13 protein-coding genes are annotated in these 16260 nt (G+C 68.4%); 3 read left to right on the top strand and 10 right to left on the bottom strand.

Features of this window, described 5'->3' with window-relative positions:
- The first annotated feature begins 116 nt into the window (after positions 1–116).
- Positions 117–2441, top strand: coding sequence for a polysaccharide lyase 8 family protein (locus EV138_RS23885; RefSeq protein WP_238158313.1), 2325 nt, complete (start codon positions 117–119; stop codon positions 2439–2441).
- Positions 2442–2443: 2 nt separating this feature from the next.
- Here EV138_RS23885 and EV138_RS23880 read toward each other — a convergent pair whose 3' ends face one another.
- Positions 2444–2794 carry a YciI family protein gene (locus EV138_RS23880; protein WP_133981016.1) on the bottom strand — a complete coding sequence of 117 codons (351 nt, stop codon included), beginning with the start codon at positions 2792–2794 and terminating at the stop codon, positions 2444–2446.
- An 85-nt stretch (positions 2795–2879) separates the two neighbouring features.
- On the opposite strand from EV138_RS23880, the gene EV138_RS23875 reads away from it, so the two are divergent.
- Positions 2880–3410, top strand: coding sequence for a GNAT family N-acetyltransferase (locus EV138_RS23875; protein ID WP_133981015.1), 531 nt, complete (start codon positions 2880–2882; stop codon positions 3408–3410).
- Here EV138_RS23875 and EV138_RS23870 read toward each other — a convergent pair.
- Both EV138_RS23870 and EV138_RS23865 read right to left on the bottom strand, forming a co-directional pair.
- A complete protein-coding gene (locus EV138_RS23870; RefSeq protein WP_133981014.1) occupies positions 3400–4167 on the bottom strand; it encodes a class I SAM-dependent methyltransferase in 768 nt (255 codons plus the stop codon). The two genes, EV138_RS23875 and EV138_RS23870, sit on opposite strands and share 11 nt — an antisense overlap.
- 29 nt (positions 4168–4196) lie before the next feature.
- Positions 4197–5132 (bottom strand): SDR family oxidoreductase, encoded by a 936-nt coding sequence (locus tag EV138_RS23865; RefSeq protein ID WP_133981013.1) that lies wholly within the window; start codon positions 5130–5132, stop codon positions 4197–4199.
- 98 nt (positions 5133–5230) lie between these two features.
- On the opposite strand from EV138_RS23865, the gene EV138_RS23860 reads away from it, so the two are divergent.
- Complete coding sequence (locus EV138_RS23860; protein WP_133981012.1) at positions 5231–5893, top strand: TetR/AcrR family transcriptional regulator; 663 nt, start codon at positions 5231–5233, stop codon at positions 5891–5893.
- A 52-nt stretch (positions 5894–5945) separates the two neighbouring features.
- On the opposite strand, the gene EV138_RS23855 is transcribed toward EV138_RS23860, so the two are convergent.
- The 7 genes from EV138_RS23855 to EV138_RS23825 form a co-directional block, all read right to left on the bottom strand.
- The gene (locus EV138_RS23855) at positions 5946–6797 is read right to left on the bottom strand and encodes an HAD family acid phosphatase (protein WP_133981011.1); all 852 of its coding nucleotides are present in this window, start codon (positions 6795–6797) and stop codon (positions 5946–5948) included.
- A gap of 251 nt (positions 6798–7048) precedes the next feature.
- Positions 7049–7321, bottom strand: a complete 273-nt coding sequence (locus EV138_RS23850; RefSeq protein WP_112242548.1) for a DUF4242 domain-containing protein — start codon at positions 7319–7321, stop codon at positions 7049–7051.
- Between the two features lie 93 nt (positions 7322–7414).
- The gene (locus EV138_RS23845) at positions 7415–9928 is read right to left on the bottom strand and encodes an ATP-binding protein (RefSeq protein WP_133981010.1); all 2514 of its coding nucleotides are present in this window, start codon (positions 9926–9928) and stop codon (positions 7415–7417) included.
- A complete protein-coding gene (locus EV138_RS23840) occupies positions 9928–10404 on the bottom strand; it encodes a GNAT family N-acetyltransferase (RefSeq protein ID WP_133981009.1) in 477 nt (158 codons plus the stop codon). Before EV138_RS23840 ends, EV138_RS23845 begins: the two co-directional genes overlap by 1 nt.
- A 43-nt stretch (positions 10405–10447) precedes the next feature.
- The gene (gene metH / locus EV138_RS23835; RefSeq protein WP_238158312.1) at positions 10448–14071 is read right to left on the bottom strand and encodes a methionine synthase; all 3624 of its coding nucleotides are present in this window, start codon (positions 14069–14071) and stop codon (positions 10448–10450) included.
- Positions 14072–14258: 187 nt separating this feature from the next.
- Positions 14259–14792, bottom strand: coding sequence for a TetR/AcrR family transcriptional regulator (locus tag EV138_RS23830; protein ID WP_133981008.1), 534 nt, complete (start codon positions 14790–14792; stop codon positions 14259–14261).
- Complete coding sequence (locus EV138_RS23825; RefSeq protein WP_238158311.1) at positions 14789–16222, bottom strand: MFS transporter; 1434 nt, start codon at positions 16220–16222, stop codon at positions 14789–14791. Before EV138_RS23825 ends, EV138_RS23830 begins: the two co-directional genes overlap by 4 nt.
- Positions 16223–16260: the final 38 nt, after the last annotated feature.

Raw genomic sequence — 16260 nt, 5'->3', positions numbered from 1 at the left:
CGCCGACTCTACTGGGCCATGGGCCGGAAATTCATTCGTATCAATCTGTTGACCCAAGGAATGACTTCGCACAGACTCATCCGAAAGTCCTCCGCGATCCGCCCCGAGGAGCCCCCGTGAAACGTCGCACCTTCCTGGCCGGTACCACGGCCGCCGCCGCTGCCCTCACCCTCGAACTGCCGGCCACCGCGGCACCTGCCGACTTCGCCGCCTTGCGCGCCAAGTGGGCGGCCGACCTCACTGGTAGCGCGGCCATCGACCCGGCCGACCCGGACTACGCCGCCGCGCTGGGCCGCCTGGACACCGCGGTGAAGGCATCATTGGCGAAGCTCGATCGCACCGCGACCAGGAAACTCGTCTTCACCGACCAGCCGCTGACGGCCGATCCATCGATCCCGAACACCTACGTCCGGCTCGAGCAATGGGCGACCGCCTGGTCCACCCCTGGTTCGCAGTACCACGCCGACCCCGCGCTGCTGGCCGACGTACAGGCGGCGCTGGAGACGATGAACCAGTTGATCTACAACCCGAGCACCGTCGAATTCGGCAACTGGTGGTCGTGGGAGATCGGCGCGACCCGCCCGCTCGCGAACATCATGGTCCTGCTGTACGACGAACTGCCGGCCGCGACCCGCGAGCGGTACTGCGCCGCCATCGACCACTTCGTCCCCGATCCGGACAAGATGTTCCCGCCCGAGCGCGGCCCGATCGTCTCCACCGGCGCGAACCGGGTCGACCTCTGCCAGGCGATCATCGTGCGATCCCTGGTCACCGAGGACGAGGCGAAACTCACCCACGCCCGGGACGGTCTCAGCGACACCTGGCAGTACGTCACGAGCGGCGACGGCTTCTACCGCGACGGTTCGTTCGTGCAGCACACCTGGGTCGCCTACACCGGCACCTACGGGCACGTGCTCCTCAGCGGAATCGGGAAACTCCTTGCCCTGCTGGCGAATTCGCCGTGGGCCGTCACCGACCCGAAGCGGCAGATCCTGTTCGACTCGGTCGCGAAGGCGTACCTGCCGGTCGTCCACGACGCGCGGATGATGGACTTCGTCCGCGGCCGGGCGGTCTCCCGGTACAACGCCTCCGACCACGACGACGGCTACACCGCGATGGAGGCCATTCTCCGGCTGGCCAAAGGCGTCGACCCGACGCTTGCGGCGCAATGGCGGTCGGCGGTCGCCGGCTGGGTGCAGCGCGACACCTTCGGCAACGTGTTGTCGGGGGCAACGATCCCTCGAGTCGCCCTGATCAAGAGCCTGCAGGGCGTGACCCCGGCGCCCGAGCGCAACGGCCACACGCTGTTCGCCAGCATGGACCGCTCGGTCCACCGCCGGTCCGGCTGGGCGTACTCGATCTCGATAGCCAGCCAACGGATCGCGTACTACGAATGCGGCAACGGCGAGAACGACCAGGGCTTCCACAGCGGTTCCGGAATGACCTACCTCTACGACAAGGACAACGGCCAGTACGCCGACGCGTTCTGGCCGACCGTGGATCGCTACCGCCTCCCCGGCACCACGGTCGACAAGTTGCCGCTGGCACCGAAAGCCGGCGGCGAATGGGGCGCAGCCAGGCCCACAACCACCTGGGTGGGCGGCGCCACCCTCGACGGCTACGCCGCTGTCGGTCAGGACCTCCAAGGCCCGGTCTCGCCGATGCGGGCCCGCAAGTCATGGTTCTGCCTGGACGAGTACGTCGTGGCGCTCGGCGCCGGGATCAGCGGCAGCAGCGGGTACGCCGTGGAGACGGTCGTGGAGAATCGCAACTTACACAGCACCGGCACGAACCCCCTGACAGTGAACGGGATGCCGCAAGTTCCCGCACTTGGCGACTCGGCCGCCGTCGCCGCTCGCTGGGCGCATCTGGACGGCGTCGCCGGATACGTCTTCCTCAACGGCAGCCCCACCCTGCAACTGCGGCGTGAAACACGGACGGGTTCGTGGCGGGACATCAACACCGGCGGCCCGACCACCCCGATCACCCGTCGCTATCTGACGATGTGGCTCGACCACGGCATCGACCCGACCGCCGCGACCTACGCCTATCTGGTCGCACCGGGCGCTTCCGTTGCCCGGACCAAGCAGTTGTCCCAATCCTCCGGCCTGCTGATCCTGCGCAACACCGCCGACGTCCAGGCACTCCTCAGCGGCGACCTGCTGTTGGTCAACTTCTGGAAGGCGGACCGGGTCGCCGAGCTGACCGCGGACTCACCCTGTTCGGTGATCCGCCGCGTACGTGGCCGCGAACTCGATCTCGCCGTCGCCGATCCGACCCAGCGCGCCTCGGTCATCACGCTCCACCTTTTGTTGCCTGGAGCAAAGATTATCCGTGCCGACGAAGGCGTCACCGTACGGCGTACTCCGCTCGGCGTCGACGTCACCGTGGACGTTGCCGGAGCAGCGGGTGCGACGAGGAGGTTGACGGTCGGGCGCTGAGGTCAGTAATCGGCGCCGGCCGACAACATGACCGGCCGGACTTCGACGGCCAGGCCGTCGATCCTGGTGTCGGGGAGGAGGTCCGCGAGTTCGATCGCGCGGGCCTTCGACTCGACGTCGACGAGGTAGTAGCCGCCGATCGACGTGCCCTGGAACGGACCCGAGCGGATCCCGCCCCGGCACACGACCGTGCTGGTGGACGGATCGGCGAGCGCTTCGCGACCGATCAGCTCGCCCGCCTCCTCGGTGATGCGGCGGAACTCCTCATGTCCGGTCCGGACCGACGCCCGATCCGCCTCGGTCAACTCGTCCAGGACTTCGACATCGGCCTGCAGGATCAACAGGTACTTCACCGGCCCACTCCTTACCTTCGGCCGCCCGTCGCGACCCCTCGAAAGAAGTACGGAACCGACCGCGCGACTTTGACATGATGGCCGCATGTTCCTGTCCACCGAACGCCTGACCGTGCGACGGTTCCGCGCCGACGACGCGGCCGCTTTCGCGGCGTACCGGTCGGTGCCGGAGGTCGCGCGCTACCAGTCCTGGGAGGCGCCGGTCAGCATCGAGGAGGCGACCGCCTCGGTGCGGGGATTTGCTGCCGGGGACCCGCTGGTGCCCGGCTGGTTCCAGTACGCGGTCGACCTCGACGGCGTGCTGATCGGCGACATCGGGCTGAACCTGCACGAGAACCTGATGCAGGCCGACCTCGGTTTCACCCTTGCACCGCGGTACCAGGGCCACGGTTACGCCACCGAAGCCGTCCGCGGGTTGCTCGACCACCTCTTCGTCGAGCGGAAGCTGCATCGCGTGTCCGCCGAGTGCGACGCTCGCAACGTCGCCTCGGCCGCGCTGCTGAGGCGAGTGGGCTTCCGCGACGAAGGCCTGCGACTCGCCAACACGTGGTTCAAAGGCGAATGGACGGACGACCAGTTCTTCGGCCTCCTCCGCTCCGACTGGATCAGCTCGTAGCGCGCGCGACCCAGGCCCTGGCCACCAGGTGGATCGAGCCGTCCTCTTCGACAGGCAGCCGTCGCTGCACCTCGTCTCGCAACGCGTCCTGCGCATCCTGCTCCAGCGACAGCAGATACGCCGGCGCGACGCCCTGCCCGCCGAGGAAGGGTTTCCAATACTCCTCGAACGACGAGAAGACAGTCGGTACGACGATGGCGCGCGTCTCCACCGCGGCGAAGCCGGCCTCGGTGAACAGCCCTTGCAGGCCCTCGCGATTGCAGAACGGGAAGCGGGCACCCTCGTCGTGCTCACTGTCCTGCGGTCGCAGGTCGAGCGCCGCATCCCAGAAGTACTTCATCAACTCCATCCGGTCCGCGTAGTCCCACAGGTAGGTGCCCACGGTCCGGCCGATCTCGCGCATCCGGCGCAGCGCGCCGATCCGGTCCGGCACGAAGTTGAGCATGATCCCCGCGACGACGACGTCGAACGGCCCGTCGGGCAGATCATCGGCACCGCGGACCTCGAACGTCGCTCGCTCGTCCTGCACCGTCAGCCTGGCGTAGTCGATGAAGCCGGCCGACAGATCCACGCCGACGACGGCCGACGGGTTCGCAGTACTGAGGATGGTGCTGGTCAGTGCTCCGGTGCCGCAGCCGACATCCAGCCAGCGCAAACCTGCCGGTTGATCCAGCCAGCTCACGAACTCCTTCGCCACCTGACGGCTCCAGCGCCCGACGTACGACTCGTAGATCTCCCCGCTCGCCCAGACGTCCACTCCGGCAGCATAGAGCCGGGTCGTTCCGGCTAGACAGCCGTCGAGGCCGGCAGCTTGACGCCGGTGAGGCGTTCGGCTTCGAGCCACAGTCGCGCGTTGGCCTGGACATCGAGGGAGCGGCTCGGGGCCTTCACCTTCTTCGTCGGGCCGACGAGGCCGAAGAGGCCGTTCGGTCCGTAGTACGCACCGGCTGGGATGTCCGGGCTGGTGGCGGCGAACAGCAGCGGCTCGGCACCGACCTCGACGTCCTGCGACGGGAGCGGGTTGTGGCGCTCGAGGAACGAGTGGTACCAGGGCAGCTTGTCGCGGCCGAGGCTCGCACCCGCTGTCTGGAGGTTGGTGCGGGTGTAGCCGGGATGAGCGGCCACGCTGAGCAGATTCCAGCCGCGCTCGGCCGCGATCGCCGCGAGCTGGTGGCTGAACATGAGGTCTGCGAGCTTGGACTGGGCGTAGGTGCCGATCGCCCGGTAGCGGGTGCGCTCCCACTGCAGGTCGTCGAACCGGATCCGGCCGACGTTCGCCGCGCCGCTGCTCATCGTGGCCACCCGGGGCGCCGGCGCGGCGAGCAGGAGCGGCAGCAGCCGCAACGTCAGCGCGAACGGGCCGAGGAAGTTGCTGCCGAACTGCAGCTCGAAACCGTCCTTGGTCGTCATCCGGCTCGGCGGGGTCATCACGCCGGCGTTGTTGACGAGCAGGTCGAGCGGAGTGCCGTCCGCGACCAGGCCGGCGGCGAACTCCTCGACCGACGCGAGGTCGGCGAGGTCGATCCGGCGGACTTCGAGAGCGGCGTCCGGGTGCGCGGCGAGGATCTCGTCGCGAGCGGCCTCGCCCTTCGCGACGGTCCGGACGGCCAGCACCACCCTGGCGCCGGCCGCGGCGAGACGCTTGGCCGTCTCCTTGCCGGTGCCACTGTTCGCGCCGGTGACGACGGCGAGCTTGCCGGTCTGGTCGGGGACGACGTACATGAGCTGCTCCTCGGGTAAAAGACTGCCGGTCTGTTATGGCTGAAACTATCAGACCGCTGGTCTGATGGCAAGAGACCATCGGTCTGTAAGATGGCGGTATGACGTTTCAGCGGGCCCGGAGCGAGGAGCAGCGCGCGGTACGGCGAGGGACGATCCTGGCCACCGCCGAAGCGATGCTGACCGAGATGCCGGTCGCCCAGCTCAGCCTGAACGAGCTGAGCCGCCGGGTCGGACTGGCGAAGTCGAACGTGCTGAACTACTTCGAGTCCCGCGAAGCCGTCCTGCTCGAGCTGGTGAACACCGAAACCCAGGCGTGGGTGCAGGATCTCGCGGACGCACTGAGCACAGTGGATCCGGCGACACCGGCCGTGGACCGGGGGCATCAGGTGACGGCGGCCGTCGTACGGACTCTCGAGGCGCGGCCGGTGTTCTGCGACTTGATCAGCTCGCAGGCCGCAGTACTGGAGCACAACATCTCGACCGAGATGGCCTTGGCGTTCAAGCGCGCCACAGTCGCGCAGTACCAGCGGATGATCGAGGTGGTCGTCGGCGTTCTGCCGGAGCTCGGTGTGGAGGGTGCCGGACAGTTCATCAGTACTGCGGCATTGCTGGCCGGCGCGATCTGGAGTCACGCGTGCGCGGGTCCAGCGATCCTCGCCGCGTTCGAGGCCGACCCGTCGCTGGCCGCGCTGCGGATCGAGTTCGAACCGGCCATGACGCAGAGTCTCAACGCTCTGCTGACCGGCCTGCTGCCGCGCTGACCCACCGCGGTACGCCGGGAGCAGGTCGCGCTCCCGGCGTACCGGCGGTCGATCAGGGCAGGTAGTAGTTCGGGTTCGGGAGCTTGAAGGTGCGGTCGGCGAAACCGCCCTTGAGGTCGCTGTACTGGTCGCCGAAGTTGGCGACGATGTCGTAACCGAGCGACTCGATGTGCGCGCGGGTGGCCGACTTGTAGTGGATCGTCGTGCAGGCGCCGTTCGGGTCGCTCGCGCAGGCCGTCTTCAGGTACGCCGGGTAGTCGGCGAGCGCCGGCTTGGTGAACAGGCCGTCCTCGCCGTCGCGCAGGGTGGTCGGCTTCGGGTAGCCGGCGTCGACGCCGATCCCGTCCGCGGTGAGGTTGCCCAGCGTCGCCTGCTCCTGGGCGGCGCCACGCCCGGTCAGGAAGAAGATCGCGTAGCCCTCGCGCTCGGCCGTCTTCACCAGGTCGACCATGCCCGGCACGGCCGGGAACCGCTGCTCGGTGACGAAGGTGCCGTTGGTGACCGGGTTGAACGCCCAGTTGCTGGCGATCTCGTAGTTCCAGGTGGCCAGCGAGGTGTCGTCGACGTCGAGCAGGATCGCCTTGGTGGCCCGGGTGTGGTGGTGCGCCGACAACCAGCGCTTGCCCGCGGCCGCGACCGAGGTGGCTTCCTTGGCGTAGTTGCTGTCCGCCGCGAAGGTGCCGGTGCCGAGCGGGTCACCGTAGTAGTTGCGGATCTGCTGCCGCAGTACGTCGATGTTGGTGATCTGGTGCTCGGACCGCGGCGTGGACGTCTGGATCGCCGGCTGCTGGGCGGCGACGCCGGCCGAGTACGCGACGCCGCCGACGACGGAGGCAGCGGCAACGGCGGCGACACCGGTGAGCAGCAGCCGGCGCGACGGCCGGCGCCAGGAACGGTTGAACATGATGACCTCTCCAAGGACGGGTGATGCTTGCAGAAGCAAACTAACCCCGCATCCGGGCGATCCTGATGAAGCCGGTCCCAACTCGGGGGGAATCCTCCGCAGCCGGTCACCCAGCGCTGACACCACACCTCATCGCGTCATCGCCGCTTCGCGGCGACAGAGCAGAGCATGGGGCCGACAGCGGAGGATTCCCCCGCCTCGTCACCACCGACCGGGCAGAACCCCCTCGGCCGCCCGGCCGGGCTGTTCGATCAGTGGTAGAAGTACGGGTCGAGGACCCGGACCTCGGTGATCTTGGTGACCGGGAGACCGTTGGTCTCGGCGGCCTGCCGGATCGCCTCCGGGTTCGGGCCGTCGTAGACGCAGTACGTCGTCGAGTGGTCCGGCGAGACGTAGGAGTGCACCCAGGTGACGCCGTGCTGCGCGTTGCCGTCGACGACGTTCAGGCACGCCTTGGCGCCGCGGTCGTCGGTCGGGATCTCCAGCCCCTCGGCGAAGTTGCGTTCGACCAGATAGCGAGTCATTGCGGGTCGTTCCTTTCATCGAGCGAAGGCGTCCGTCGCCTTCTGTCCCCGACTCTGCCGAACCGCGGCCGCGCAACCATGGGGAACGGCTCCCTATCTTCGGCCGTCGGCTCCCCATCTTCGGGCGGCCTCCTGCCGGGTGGCCACGCCGAGTTTGCCGAGAATCGACGACACGTGATGATCGACCGTCTTCGGCGAGATGTGCAGCCGTTGACCGATCTCCGCATTCGTCAGGTCCTCGGCCAGCAAGGCCAGTACCTCGGTCTCTCGCGCGGTGAGATTGGCAGGATTCTCCCGGCTGCTCCCCCGCGGCCGACGCGGCAACCCTTGTACGCCGCTCTGTCGCAACCGGCGAGCCACCAGCTCGGCAGCAGGCCACGCACCCAACTGCTGCAACTCCTGAAGCCCCGCGATCTGCTGCTCGGGGTCGGCCTTCTCCGTCAATGCCAGCGCGGCTTCGTACGTGCAGCCGAGCTCACGCCAGCCGTCCCCTGTCTTGTACGGCTCGGCGACATACCCCGGCAGCTCGACTGTCACGCCCGCTGTGCGCAGCCACGAGCCGAGCTCACCGACCGCCCACGGGTGCTCCAGCTCCAGCGAATGCTCGTAGGTCTCGGCCACCAGGCCTTCCACAGCGTCGATCCGGCCTTGTAGCCAAGCATGTTCGGCACGAGCGGCAGCGGCCGGCCAGAGACGCTGCAAGTCACCTGTCCGCACGGCCAGCTCCCAAGCCCGCGACAGCGGGCCCTCCGGATCTGGATCACCACGACGGGCGCGGAGCCTCCCGAGCACGGTGTTGACCACGATCTGCGAAGGAACGTGCTGCGGATACTTCGTGACGACCTGGCCGGCCAGAGCAGTGGCCTCGGACCACTGCCCCTGTTCGAACCTGGACCGGGACTGCCAGGCCAGCGCGTAGCTCAACGAGGAGTCCAGGTCCCGCGCGGCACACCACGAGGCCGCCTCGGCCAACCAGCGATCGGCCAACGCGTACCGCCGGATCTCGCCCGCGCCGGAGCCGAGATTCATCATCGCCTGCGCCGCGCCGGCATCGTCTCCTACTTCACCGGCGGTTGCGAGGCTCGCCTCCAGCAACTCGACCGCTCGGACGGGATCCATCAGCCAGTGCGCACTTCCCACCGAGTTGAGAGCCCGGCCGAGCGTGCGGAGATCGCCGAACTGCCGCGCGTACTCGACCGCGGTCGTGCCGAGCACGATCGCGCCGCGCATGTCGCGACCGAGCATCAACAACCTGGCCATCGCGGCCTGAGCCTGAGCAAGAGCGGGACTTGGCGGCCGGTCCGCCAGGAGAGCGACCGCTTGCCTTGCCAGCGCATGCGCTTCCGCGTTCCTCCCGGTCTTCCAGAGCATGTGGGAGCAGCGCGCCATCGTTGCGCCTTGTCGCTCCACCTCGCCCACCTGTTGCCATAGTTCGGTGGCCCGCTGCGAGGATCGGATGCCCTCGGCAAGATCGCCACTGTCATCGGCCGATTCGCCGTGACGTTCCCAAAGCTCTGCCTGGACAGCGATCTGGGCATTGTCTGCGTGCCGGACTGCCCTGGCATAGTGCGCCGCGGCCTGCCGATGCGCCCCGAGCTCGGCCGCTCGTCGGGCGGCGACCGGCGCGTGTTCCAGCACAGCAGCACGGTCCCCGGCCACCTCTGCGTGGTACGACAACCGCGCCGGGTCGATCTCGTCGGCCTCGGCCAGGTAGTCGAGAATCTGCCCGTGCAGCACCGGCACCCGAACAGCCGGTACGTCGGACTCCACCGCTCGCCGCGCCAGTTCGTGCCGGAACCGCACGGATCGCCCTTCCAGCAGAAGCATTCCAGCCTGGATGCACTCCTCCAGCCCGACCGCGTCAACCAGCGCGACCTCGGCCCGATCAGGAACCAGGGACACCACGTCGAGCACCGCCCGAGCCGCCGGACCCAACCGTGCGGCCCGAGCCAGTACTGCGTCCCGCACGGTTGCGGGCAGATCGTCGCCTGGCGCGCTGAGCACCTCGGTGACGAAGAACGGGTTGCCTCCGGTCACCGCGAAGACTTCGTCACCGTCGCGACCAAGTGGCGTTGCCAGCGCAGCGACTGCTTCCGAGGTCAACGCGGGCACCTGCAACCGGCGTACGGATGGTGCTGTTGCCAGGTCGCCGAGGACGCGGCGGAGTGTGTGATCCCGGCCTACCTCCTCGGAGCGGTAGGTGACGACGACCAGCGCGGGAAGCTCGCTGATCCGGCGGCCGACGAACAGCAGCAGATCGAGGGTGGCTTCGTCGGCCCAGTGCGCGTCTTCCACCACCACTACGGTCTGCGGATCACTGAGAAGCTCGAGGAAGGCAGTGAAGATGGTGTGCCGGTCAGCGCCGTCCGTCAGCAACCCGGCCAGCTTCGGGCTCGCGCGAGCGATGTCGTGCAACGGTCCGAGCGCCCGTGGCGTCCCGAGAGCATCGCAGAAGCCGTAGCGCACGACCGTCCCGGTGGGCAGCGTCGCGCAGAACTCCCGGACCAGTGAGGTCTTGCCGATCCCTGCCTCGCCCGCGACGAAGACCATCGCCCCGGGCCGGATCTCCCGTAGCGACGCCACCAAAGGCTCGCGCTCCAGGAACATCAGACCTTCTTCGTGTACCGGTGGCAGGGCACCGGGATGGAGCCGGTCTCGGTGCTCGCCGGATAGTCGAAGGCACCGGTGTCGTGCCAGCCGCTGCGCTCGTAGAAGCGGCGAGCGCGGGCGTTCCCGGTGGCGACGGCCAGCCAGGCTTCGTCGTACCCGGCATCCTTGACCTGGCGTTCGGCTTCGGCGATCAGGGCGCCGGCGACTCCGGAGCCACGGTGGTTGCCGGAGACATACACCTGTTCGACCTCATCGGCCAGCACCATCACGAAGCCGGCCACCTCGCCGCCGGCGACGGCGACCGTGGTGTCGGCGATCCGGTCCGGAACCCTGTCCCAGAAGGACTTCTCGGTCCGGACCGCGACGAGTTCGTCGGGAACGTTGCCGAGATGGCCGTCGCCCCATCCGGCGTACCAGATGGAGGCGACGGCATCGACATCGCCGGCTTCGGCGGGACGAAGGGTGACGCTCATCCCGTCACTGTAAGTCCAGCGCCCGGCCGGCACCCACCGCCTTTTACTCGGGGTCGTAGGCCAGGTTCGGGCGGAGCCAGCGTTCGATCTCGGCCAGCGGCATGCCGCGGCGCTTGGCGTAGTCCTCGATCTGGTCCTTGCCGAGGCGGCCGACGGTGAAGTACCGGGCGGCCGGGCTGGCGAAGATCAGGCCGCTGACGGCGGCAGCCGGGGTCATCGCGAACGACTCGGTCAGCCCGAGCCCGAGCTTGTCCGCCTCGAGCAGGTCGAAGAGTTCCTTCTTCTCGCTGTGGTCGGGGCTGGCCGGGTAGCCCAGCGCCGGCCGGATCCCACGGAACCGTTCCGCGTGCAGATCCTCCAGCAGCGGCTCCGCGTCCGGCTCGAACCAGGCCTTCCGTGCCTCGAGGTGGATCCACTCGGCGAACGCTTCGGCGAGCCGGTCCGCCAGCGCCTTCACCATGATCGCCCGGTAGTCGTCACCCGCCTGCTCGTACTTCTTGGCCAGTTCCTCCGCACCGTGGATCGCCACCCCGAACCCACCGAGGTGGTCACCGGCCGGGGCGATGTAGTCGGCGAGACAGCGGTTGTCGCGCCCCTCCGGCTTCTGCGTCTGCTGCCGCAGCATCGGGAACGAGATCTCCAGGCCGTCGAGGATGATGTCGTCGCCCTCGCTGTGCGCCGGCCAGAAGCCGTAGGCGCCCTTCGCGGTGAACGATCCGTCCTTGACGATCTGGTCGAGCATCGTGTTCGCGTCGTCGAACAGTTCTTTGGCGACCGGGTTGTCCAGGATCGCCGGGTACTTGCCCTTCAACTCCCAGGCCAGGAAGAGGAACTGCCAGTCGATCATCGCCCGCAGCGTCTCCAGGTCAGGCTCCACCACCCTGAGCCCGGTGAAGGCCGGCACCGGCAGTTCGCCGTGCTCGACCTGCTCGCGGTTCGCCCGCGCCTCCTCGACGGTGAGCATCGGCTTGCGCTGCTTGTTCGCGTGCTGCTCGCGAAGGGTTTCCTGGACAGCACGGTTGCTGACGGCAAGCTCCTGGGCACGGTCGTCATCCAGCAGGTCGGACACCACACCGACCACGCGGGAGGCGTCCAGCACATGCACGGTCGTGTTCTCGTACGCCGGTGCGATGCGGACGGCAGTGTGCTGCTTCGAAGTCGTCGCGCCGCCAACCAGCAAAGGCAGTTTGAGCCCGCGTCGCTGCATCTCCTCGGCCACCGAGACCATCTCGTCCAGCGACGGGGTGATCAGCCCGGACAGGCCGACCACGTCCGCACCCTCGGCGATGGCGGTGTCCAGGATCTTCGCCGCCGGCACCATCACGCCGAGGTCGATGACCTCGTAGTTGTTGCAGCCGAGCACCACACCGACGATGTTCTTGCCGATGTCGTGCACATCGCCCTTGACGGTCGCGAGCACGACCTTGCCCTGGCCGCGCACGGCTTCCGCGCGACCCTCCTGCCGGGCCAGCTCCTTCTCGGCCTCCATGAACGGCTCGAGGTAGGCGACCGAACGCTTCATCACCCGGGCGCTCTTGACCACCTGCGGCAGGAACATCTTGCCGGCGCCGAACAGGTCGCCGACGATCTTCATGCCGTCCATCAACGGACCCTCGATCACCTCGAGCGGCCGCTTCCGGGTCAGCCGGGCCTCTTCGGTGTCCTCCTCGATGAAGTCCACGATGCCGTGCACGAGTGCGTGCGACAGCCGCTCCTCGACCGGCGCCTCGCGCCAGGACAGGTCGACCTCACGCTGGGTGCCCTTGCCCTTGACGTTCTCGGCGAAGCTGACCAGCCGGTCGGTGGCGTCGTCGCGGCGGTCGAAGATCACGTCCTCGACGAGTTCCAGCAGGTCGGCCGGGATGTCCTGGTAGACGGCCAGCTGACCGGCGTTGACGATTCCCATGTCCAGGCCGACCTTGCCGGCGTGGTACAGGAACGACGAGTGCATGGCCTCGCGGACGATGTCGTTGCCGCGGAACGAGAAGGACAGGTTGGAGATACCACCGCTGAGGTGGACGCCCGGACAGCGCTCCTTGATCAGCGGCAGCGCCTCGATGAACGCCTTCGCGTACCCGTTGTGCTCGGACATGCCGGTGGCGACCGCGAGCACGTTCGGGTCGAAGATGATGTCCTCGGCCGGGAAGCCGACCTGCTGGGTGAGCAGGTCGTACGCACGACCGCAGATCTCGACCTTGCGCTCGACGGTGTCTGCCTGGCCCTGCTCGTCGAAGGCCATCACCACCACGCCGGCGCCGTAGTCGCGGATCCGGTGGGCGTACTCGAGGAACTGCTCCTCGCCCTCCTTCAGGCTGATCGAGTTGACCACGCCCTTGCCCTGCACGCATTTCAGGCCGGCCTCGAGCACGCTCCAGCGCGAGCTGTCGATCATGATCGGGAGCCGGGCCACCTCGGGCTCGGTCGCGATCAGGTTCAGGAACGTGGTCATCGCCTCGACGCTGTCGAGCAGGTCGGCGTCCATGTTGACGTCGAGCAGGTTGGCGCCGCCGCGGACCTGCTCCAGCGCGACGTCGACCGCCGCCTGGTGGTTACCGGACTCGATCAGCCGGCGGAACTTCGCCGAACCGGTCACGTTGGTCCGCTCGCCGATCATCACGAAGCCCATGTCCGGGCCGATCGAGAACGGCTCCAGCCCGCTGAACCTTGTGGTGTGGTCGGGCTCGACGACGGCGCGCGGCTTGGTGCCCTCGACCGCCTTGGCGATCTGCGCGATGTGGGCCGGCGTCGTACCGCAGCAGCCGCCGACGATGTTGACCAGCCCGGACTCGGCGAACTCGCTGAGCATGCCGGCGGTCTGCTCCGGCGTCTCGTCGTACCCGCCGAAGGCGTTCGGCAGGCCGGCGTTCGGGTGCGAGGCGACGTAGGTGTCGGCGAACCGGGACAGGTCGGCGACGTGCGGACGCATCTCGGCCGCGCCGAGCGAGCAGTTCACCCCGACGACCAGCGGCTTGGCGTGCTCGATCGAACTCCAGAACGCCTCGACGGTCTGCCCGGACAGGGTCCGGCCGGACAGGTCGACGATGGTGACCGAGATCCACAGCGGCAGGTCGGGCGCCACCTCGCGGGCGGCGGCGATCGCGGCCTTCGCGTTCAGCGTGTCGAAGATGGTCTCCACCAGCAGCAGATCGACGCCGCCCTCGGCGAGCGCGGAGATCTGCTCGGCGTACGCGTCGCGGACCTGCTCGAACGACACCGCCCGGTACGCCGGGTCCTCGACCCGCGGGGACAGCGACAACGTGACGTTCAGCGGGCCGATCGAGCCGGCCACGAACCGGCCGCCGAACTCGTCGGCGGCCTGCCGGGCAAGCCGGGCGCCTTCGATGTTCATCTCGCGCACCAGGGACTGCAGGCCGTAGTCGGCCTGCCCGATGCTGGTCGCGGTGAAGGTGTTCGTGGTGGTGATGTCGGCGCCGGCGTTCAGGTACTGCCGATGGACGTCCAGGATCACGTCCGGCCGCATCAGGTTCAGCAGGTCGGGGTCACCGGTGACGTCATGGCTGTGGTCGAGGAACCGGTCGCCCTTGTAGTCCTCCGGGGTCAGCTTCGCCCCCTGCAGCATGGTGCCCCAGGCGCCGTCGAGGACTGCGACCCGTTGGTCCAGCAGTGCTCTCAGCTCGGTCTGACGTCCGATTACCGGCGTACTCACTCCGCCACCTCCAGATTGACTCCGGAGGCGCCCTTCCAGTCTGTCTCCCGGGCCGAGCGTGGCGGACCCCTCCGGGACCGTTGCAGCGCCTCTCGACCTGGATCGTCATCTTACTGATCGAGACACCGCGATGCCGAATCACTGCCCGAGTACTGAGATCGTTGCCCGTTTTCCTGAGATGGCCTGATCAGTGGACGAGCGCCTGGACCGCCGGCCCGTAGAGGTCCGCGAGCTGACCGGACGCGGCTCCGGCGGTCGGCCCGGTCTTGTCGACGGCCATGGCCGCGCCCAGACCGAGAAGGTGGGCGACGATCAGTTCGGCCCGCAGAGCGCGGTCGTCACCGGTGAGCCGGGCCGCGAAGGCTTCGACGACCTGGTCGTGGAACCGCTCGCGCAGCAGCTTGCGTTCGTCGCCGGGGCCGATCGCGAAGACGACCCGGAGCAGCAGGTCCGAGCCGTTCTCCCGGCGCCAGTCCACCAGCGTCAGGACGGCGTGCCGGCCGAGCTCAGAATCAGGGGCCTTGAGCAACAATTCGGCCGCGTCGCTGAAGTCGGCGACCCGGTCGAACAACGACTCCTTGCCGCCGAAGTGCTTGACGATCAGCGACGCGCTGACTCCTGCGTCGGCAGCGATCCCGCGCAAGGTGACCGCGGCGTACGGCTGGAGGGCGAAGGCTTTGCGGGCCGCCCGGAGGATCGCCGTCCGGCCGGCGTCGATCACGACGAACCGCCCGCCTCGACCAACGCCGGCCCGCGGCTGGCCGCAGTACGGCGGGCCGGGATCAGCAACGTGAGACCAACGGCGGCGAGCGCGGCCAGCCCGGCGATCACGAAGACGGTCAGGTAGGCGCGCAGCGTCGGCGCGGTGTGGCCCGCCTTGGTGGCGGCCATGCTGGTCAGCACTGTCACCACGACCGCGCTGCAGACTGCCTGGCCGATCGTGCGCATCAGTGTGTTGAGGCCGTTCGCGGCGGCCGTCTCGGTCACCGGGACAGCATGCATGATCAGGGCGGGAAGAGCCGAATACGCCACCGCGGTACCGGCCGAGACGACGGTGGCTCCGGCCACGATCGCGACCAGGTTGCCACTGGTGAACAACCGCACGACGTACCCGACCGCCATCAGCGCGGCCGCGACGGCCAGGGTGAAGCGCGGACCGCGGGCGGCCGAGATTCGCGCGGATACGGGCGACAGCAGCACCATGGCGACACCGCCCGGCAGCAAGCAGAGTCCGCTGACCACGATCGACGCACCCAGCCCGTACCCGGTCCAGGTCGGCTCCTGGACGAGTTGCGCGGTGGAGAGCGAGTTCGCGTAGAAGGCGAACCCGATCAACAGGGCAGCAAGGTTCGTGAAGAGCACGGCCGGCCGCGCCGACACCCTGAGATCGACCAGGGGCGCCGCGACGCGCAACTCGTACCAGACCCAGCAGACCGCGATCACGGCCGCGCCGGCGAACAGGCCGAGCGACTTCGCCGACGCCCATCCCCACGCACTGCCTTTCGACACCGCGAGCAAGAGGCAGACCAGGAACGCGCTCAACCCGAACGCACCCAGTACGTCGAAACGCCCGCTCGTGCGCAGCTTGGACTCGGGGACGATGAGGAGCACCACGGCGATGTCGAGCAGGCCGAGGCCCAGGCAGATCCAGAACATCGTGTGCCAGTTCGCGTACTCGACCACCAGCGTCGCCGCGGGAATCCCGAACGCGGCGCCGACGCCGAGGGTCGAACTCATGATCGCGATGGACGGGATCACCCGGGCCGGCGGCAGTTCGTCGCGCAGGATGCTGATTCCGAGCGGCACCACGGCCACGGCCGCGCCCTGGAACGCACGGCCGACGATGAGCACCGGCAGGTGGGAACTGATGGCGCAGAGCAGTGAGCCGACGACCATCGACGAGAGCGCGACGAGCAGCACCCGGCGCTTGCCGTACATGTCGCCCGCGCGGCCGAGCAGCGGAGTGAAGACGGCACCGGTCAGCAGCGTGACGGTGACCAGCCAGCTCACATCCGCCGGCTGACTGTGGGTGAGGGCGGGCAACTCGGGCAGCAGCGGCACCACGATCGTCTGCATCACCGAGACCAGCACGCCACACGACGCCAGCGCCGCCAGCACCATCCGGGGGTGAACACCGGGCCGAACAGTCACCTTCGAGTCCTCACAGACACAGCTCGTCGCCACGGGCG

The organism is Kribbella voronezhensis (genome assembly GCF_004365175.1).
Lineage (GTDB): Bacteria > Actinomycetota > Actinomycetes > Propionibacteriales > Kribbellaceae > Kribbella > Kribbella voronezhensis.
The sequence above is the reverse complement of the archived record's forward strand: the minus strand, read 5'-3'. Positions and strand labels throughout refer to the sequence as shown.

Coding starts and splice junctions, on each gene's coding strand:
- EV138_RS23860 (WP_133981012.1), top strand. CDS start 5,231: ATGACGTTTCAGCGGGCCCGGAGCGAGGAGCAGCGCGCGGTACGGCGA.
- EV138_RS23840 (WP_133981009.1), bottom strand. CDS start 10,404: ATGAGCGTCACCCTTCGTCCCGCCGAAGCCGGCGATGTCGATGCCGTC.
- EV138_RS23845 (WP_133981010.1), bottom strand. CDS start 9,928: ATGTTCCTGGAGCGCGAGCCTTTGGTGGCGTCGCTACGGGAGATCCGG.
- EV138_RS23850 (WP_112242548.1), bottom strand. CDS start 7,321: ATGACTCGCTATCTGGTCGAACGCAACTTCGCCGAGGGGCTGGAGATC.
- EV138_RS23875 (WP_133981015.1), top strand. CDS start 2,880: ATGTTCCTGTCCACCGAACGCCTGACCGTGCGACGGTTCCGCGCCGAC.
- EV138_RS23855 (WP_133981011.1), bottom strand. CDS start 6,797: ATGTTCAACCGTTCCTGGCGCCGGCCGTCGCGCCGGCTGCTGCTCACC.
- EV138_RS23865 (WP_133981013.1), bottom strand. CDS start 5,132: ATGTACGTCGTCCCCGACCAGACCGGCAAGCTCGCCGTCGTCACCGGC.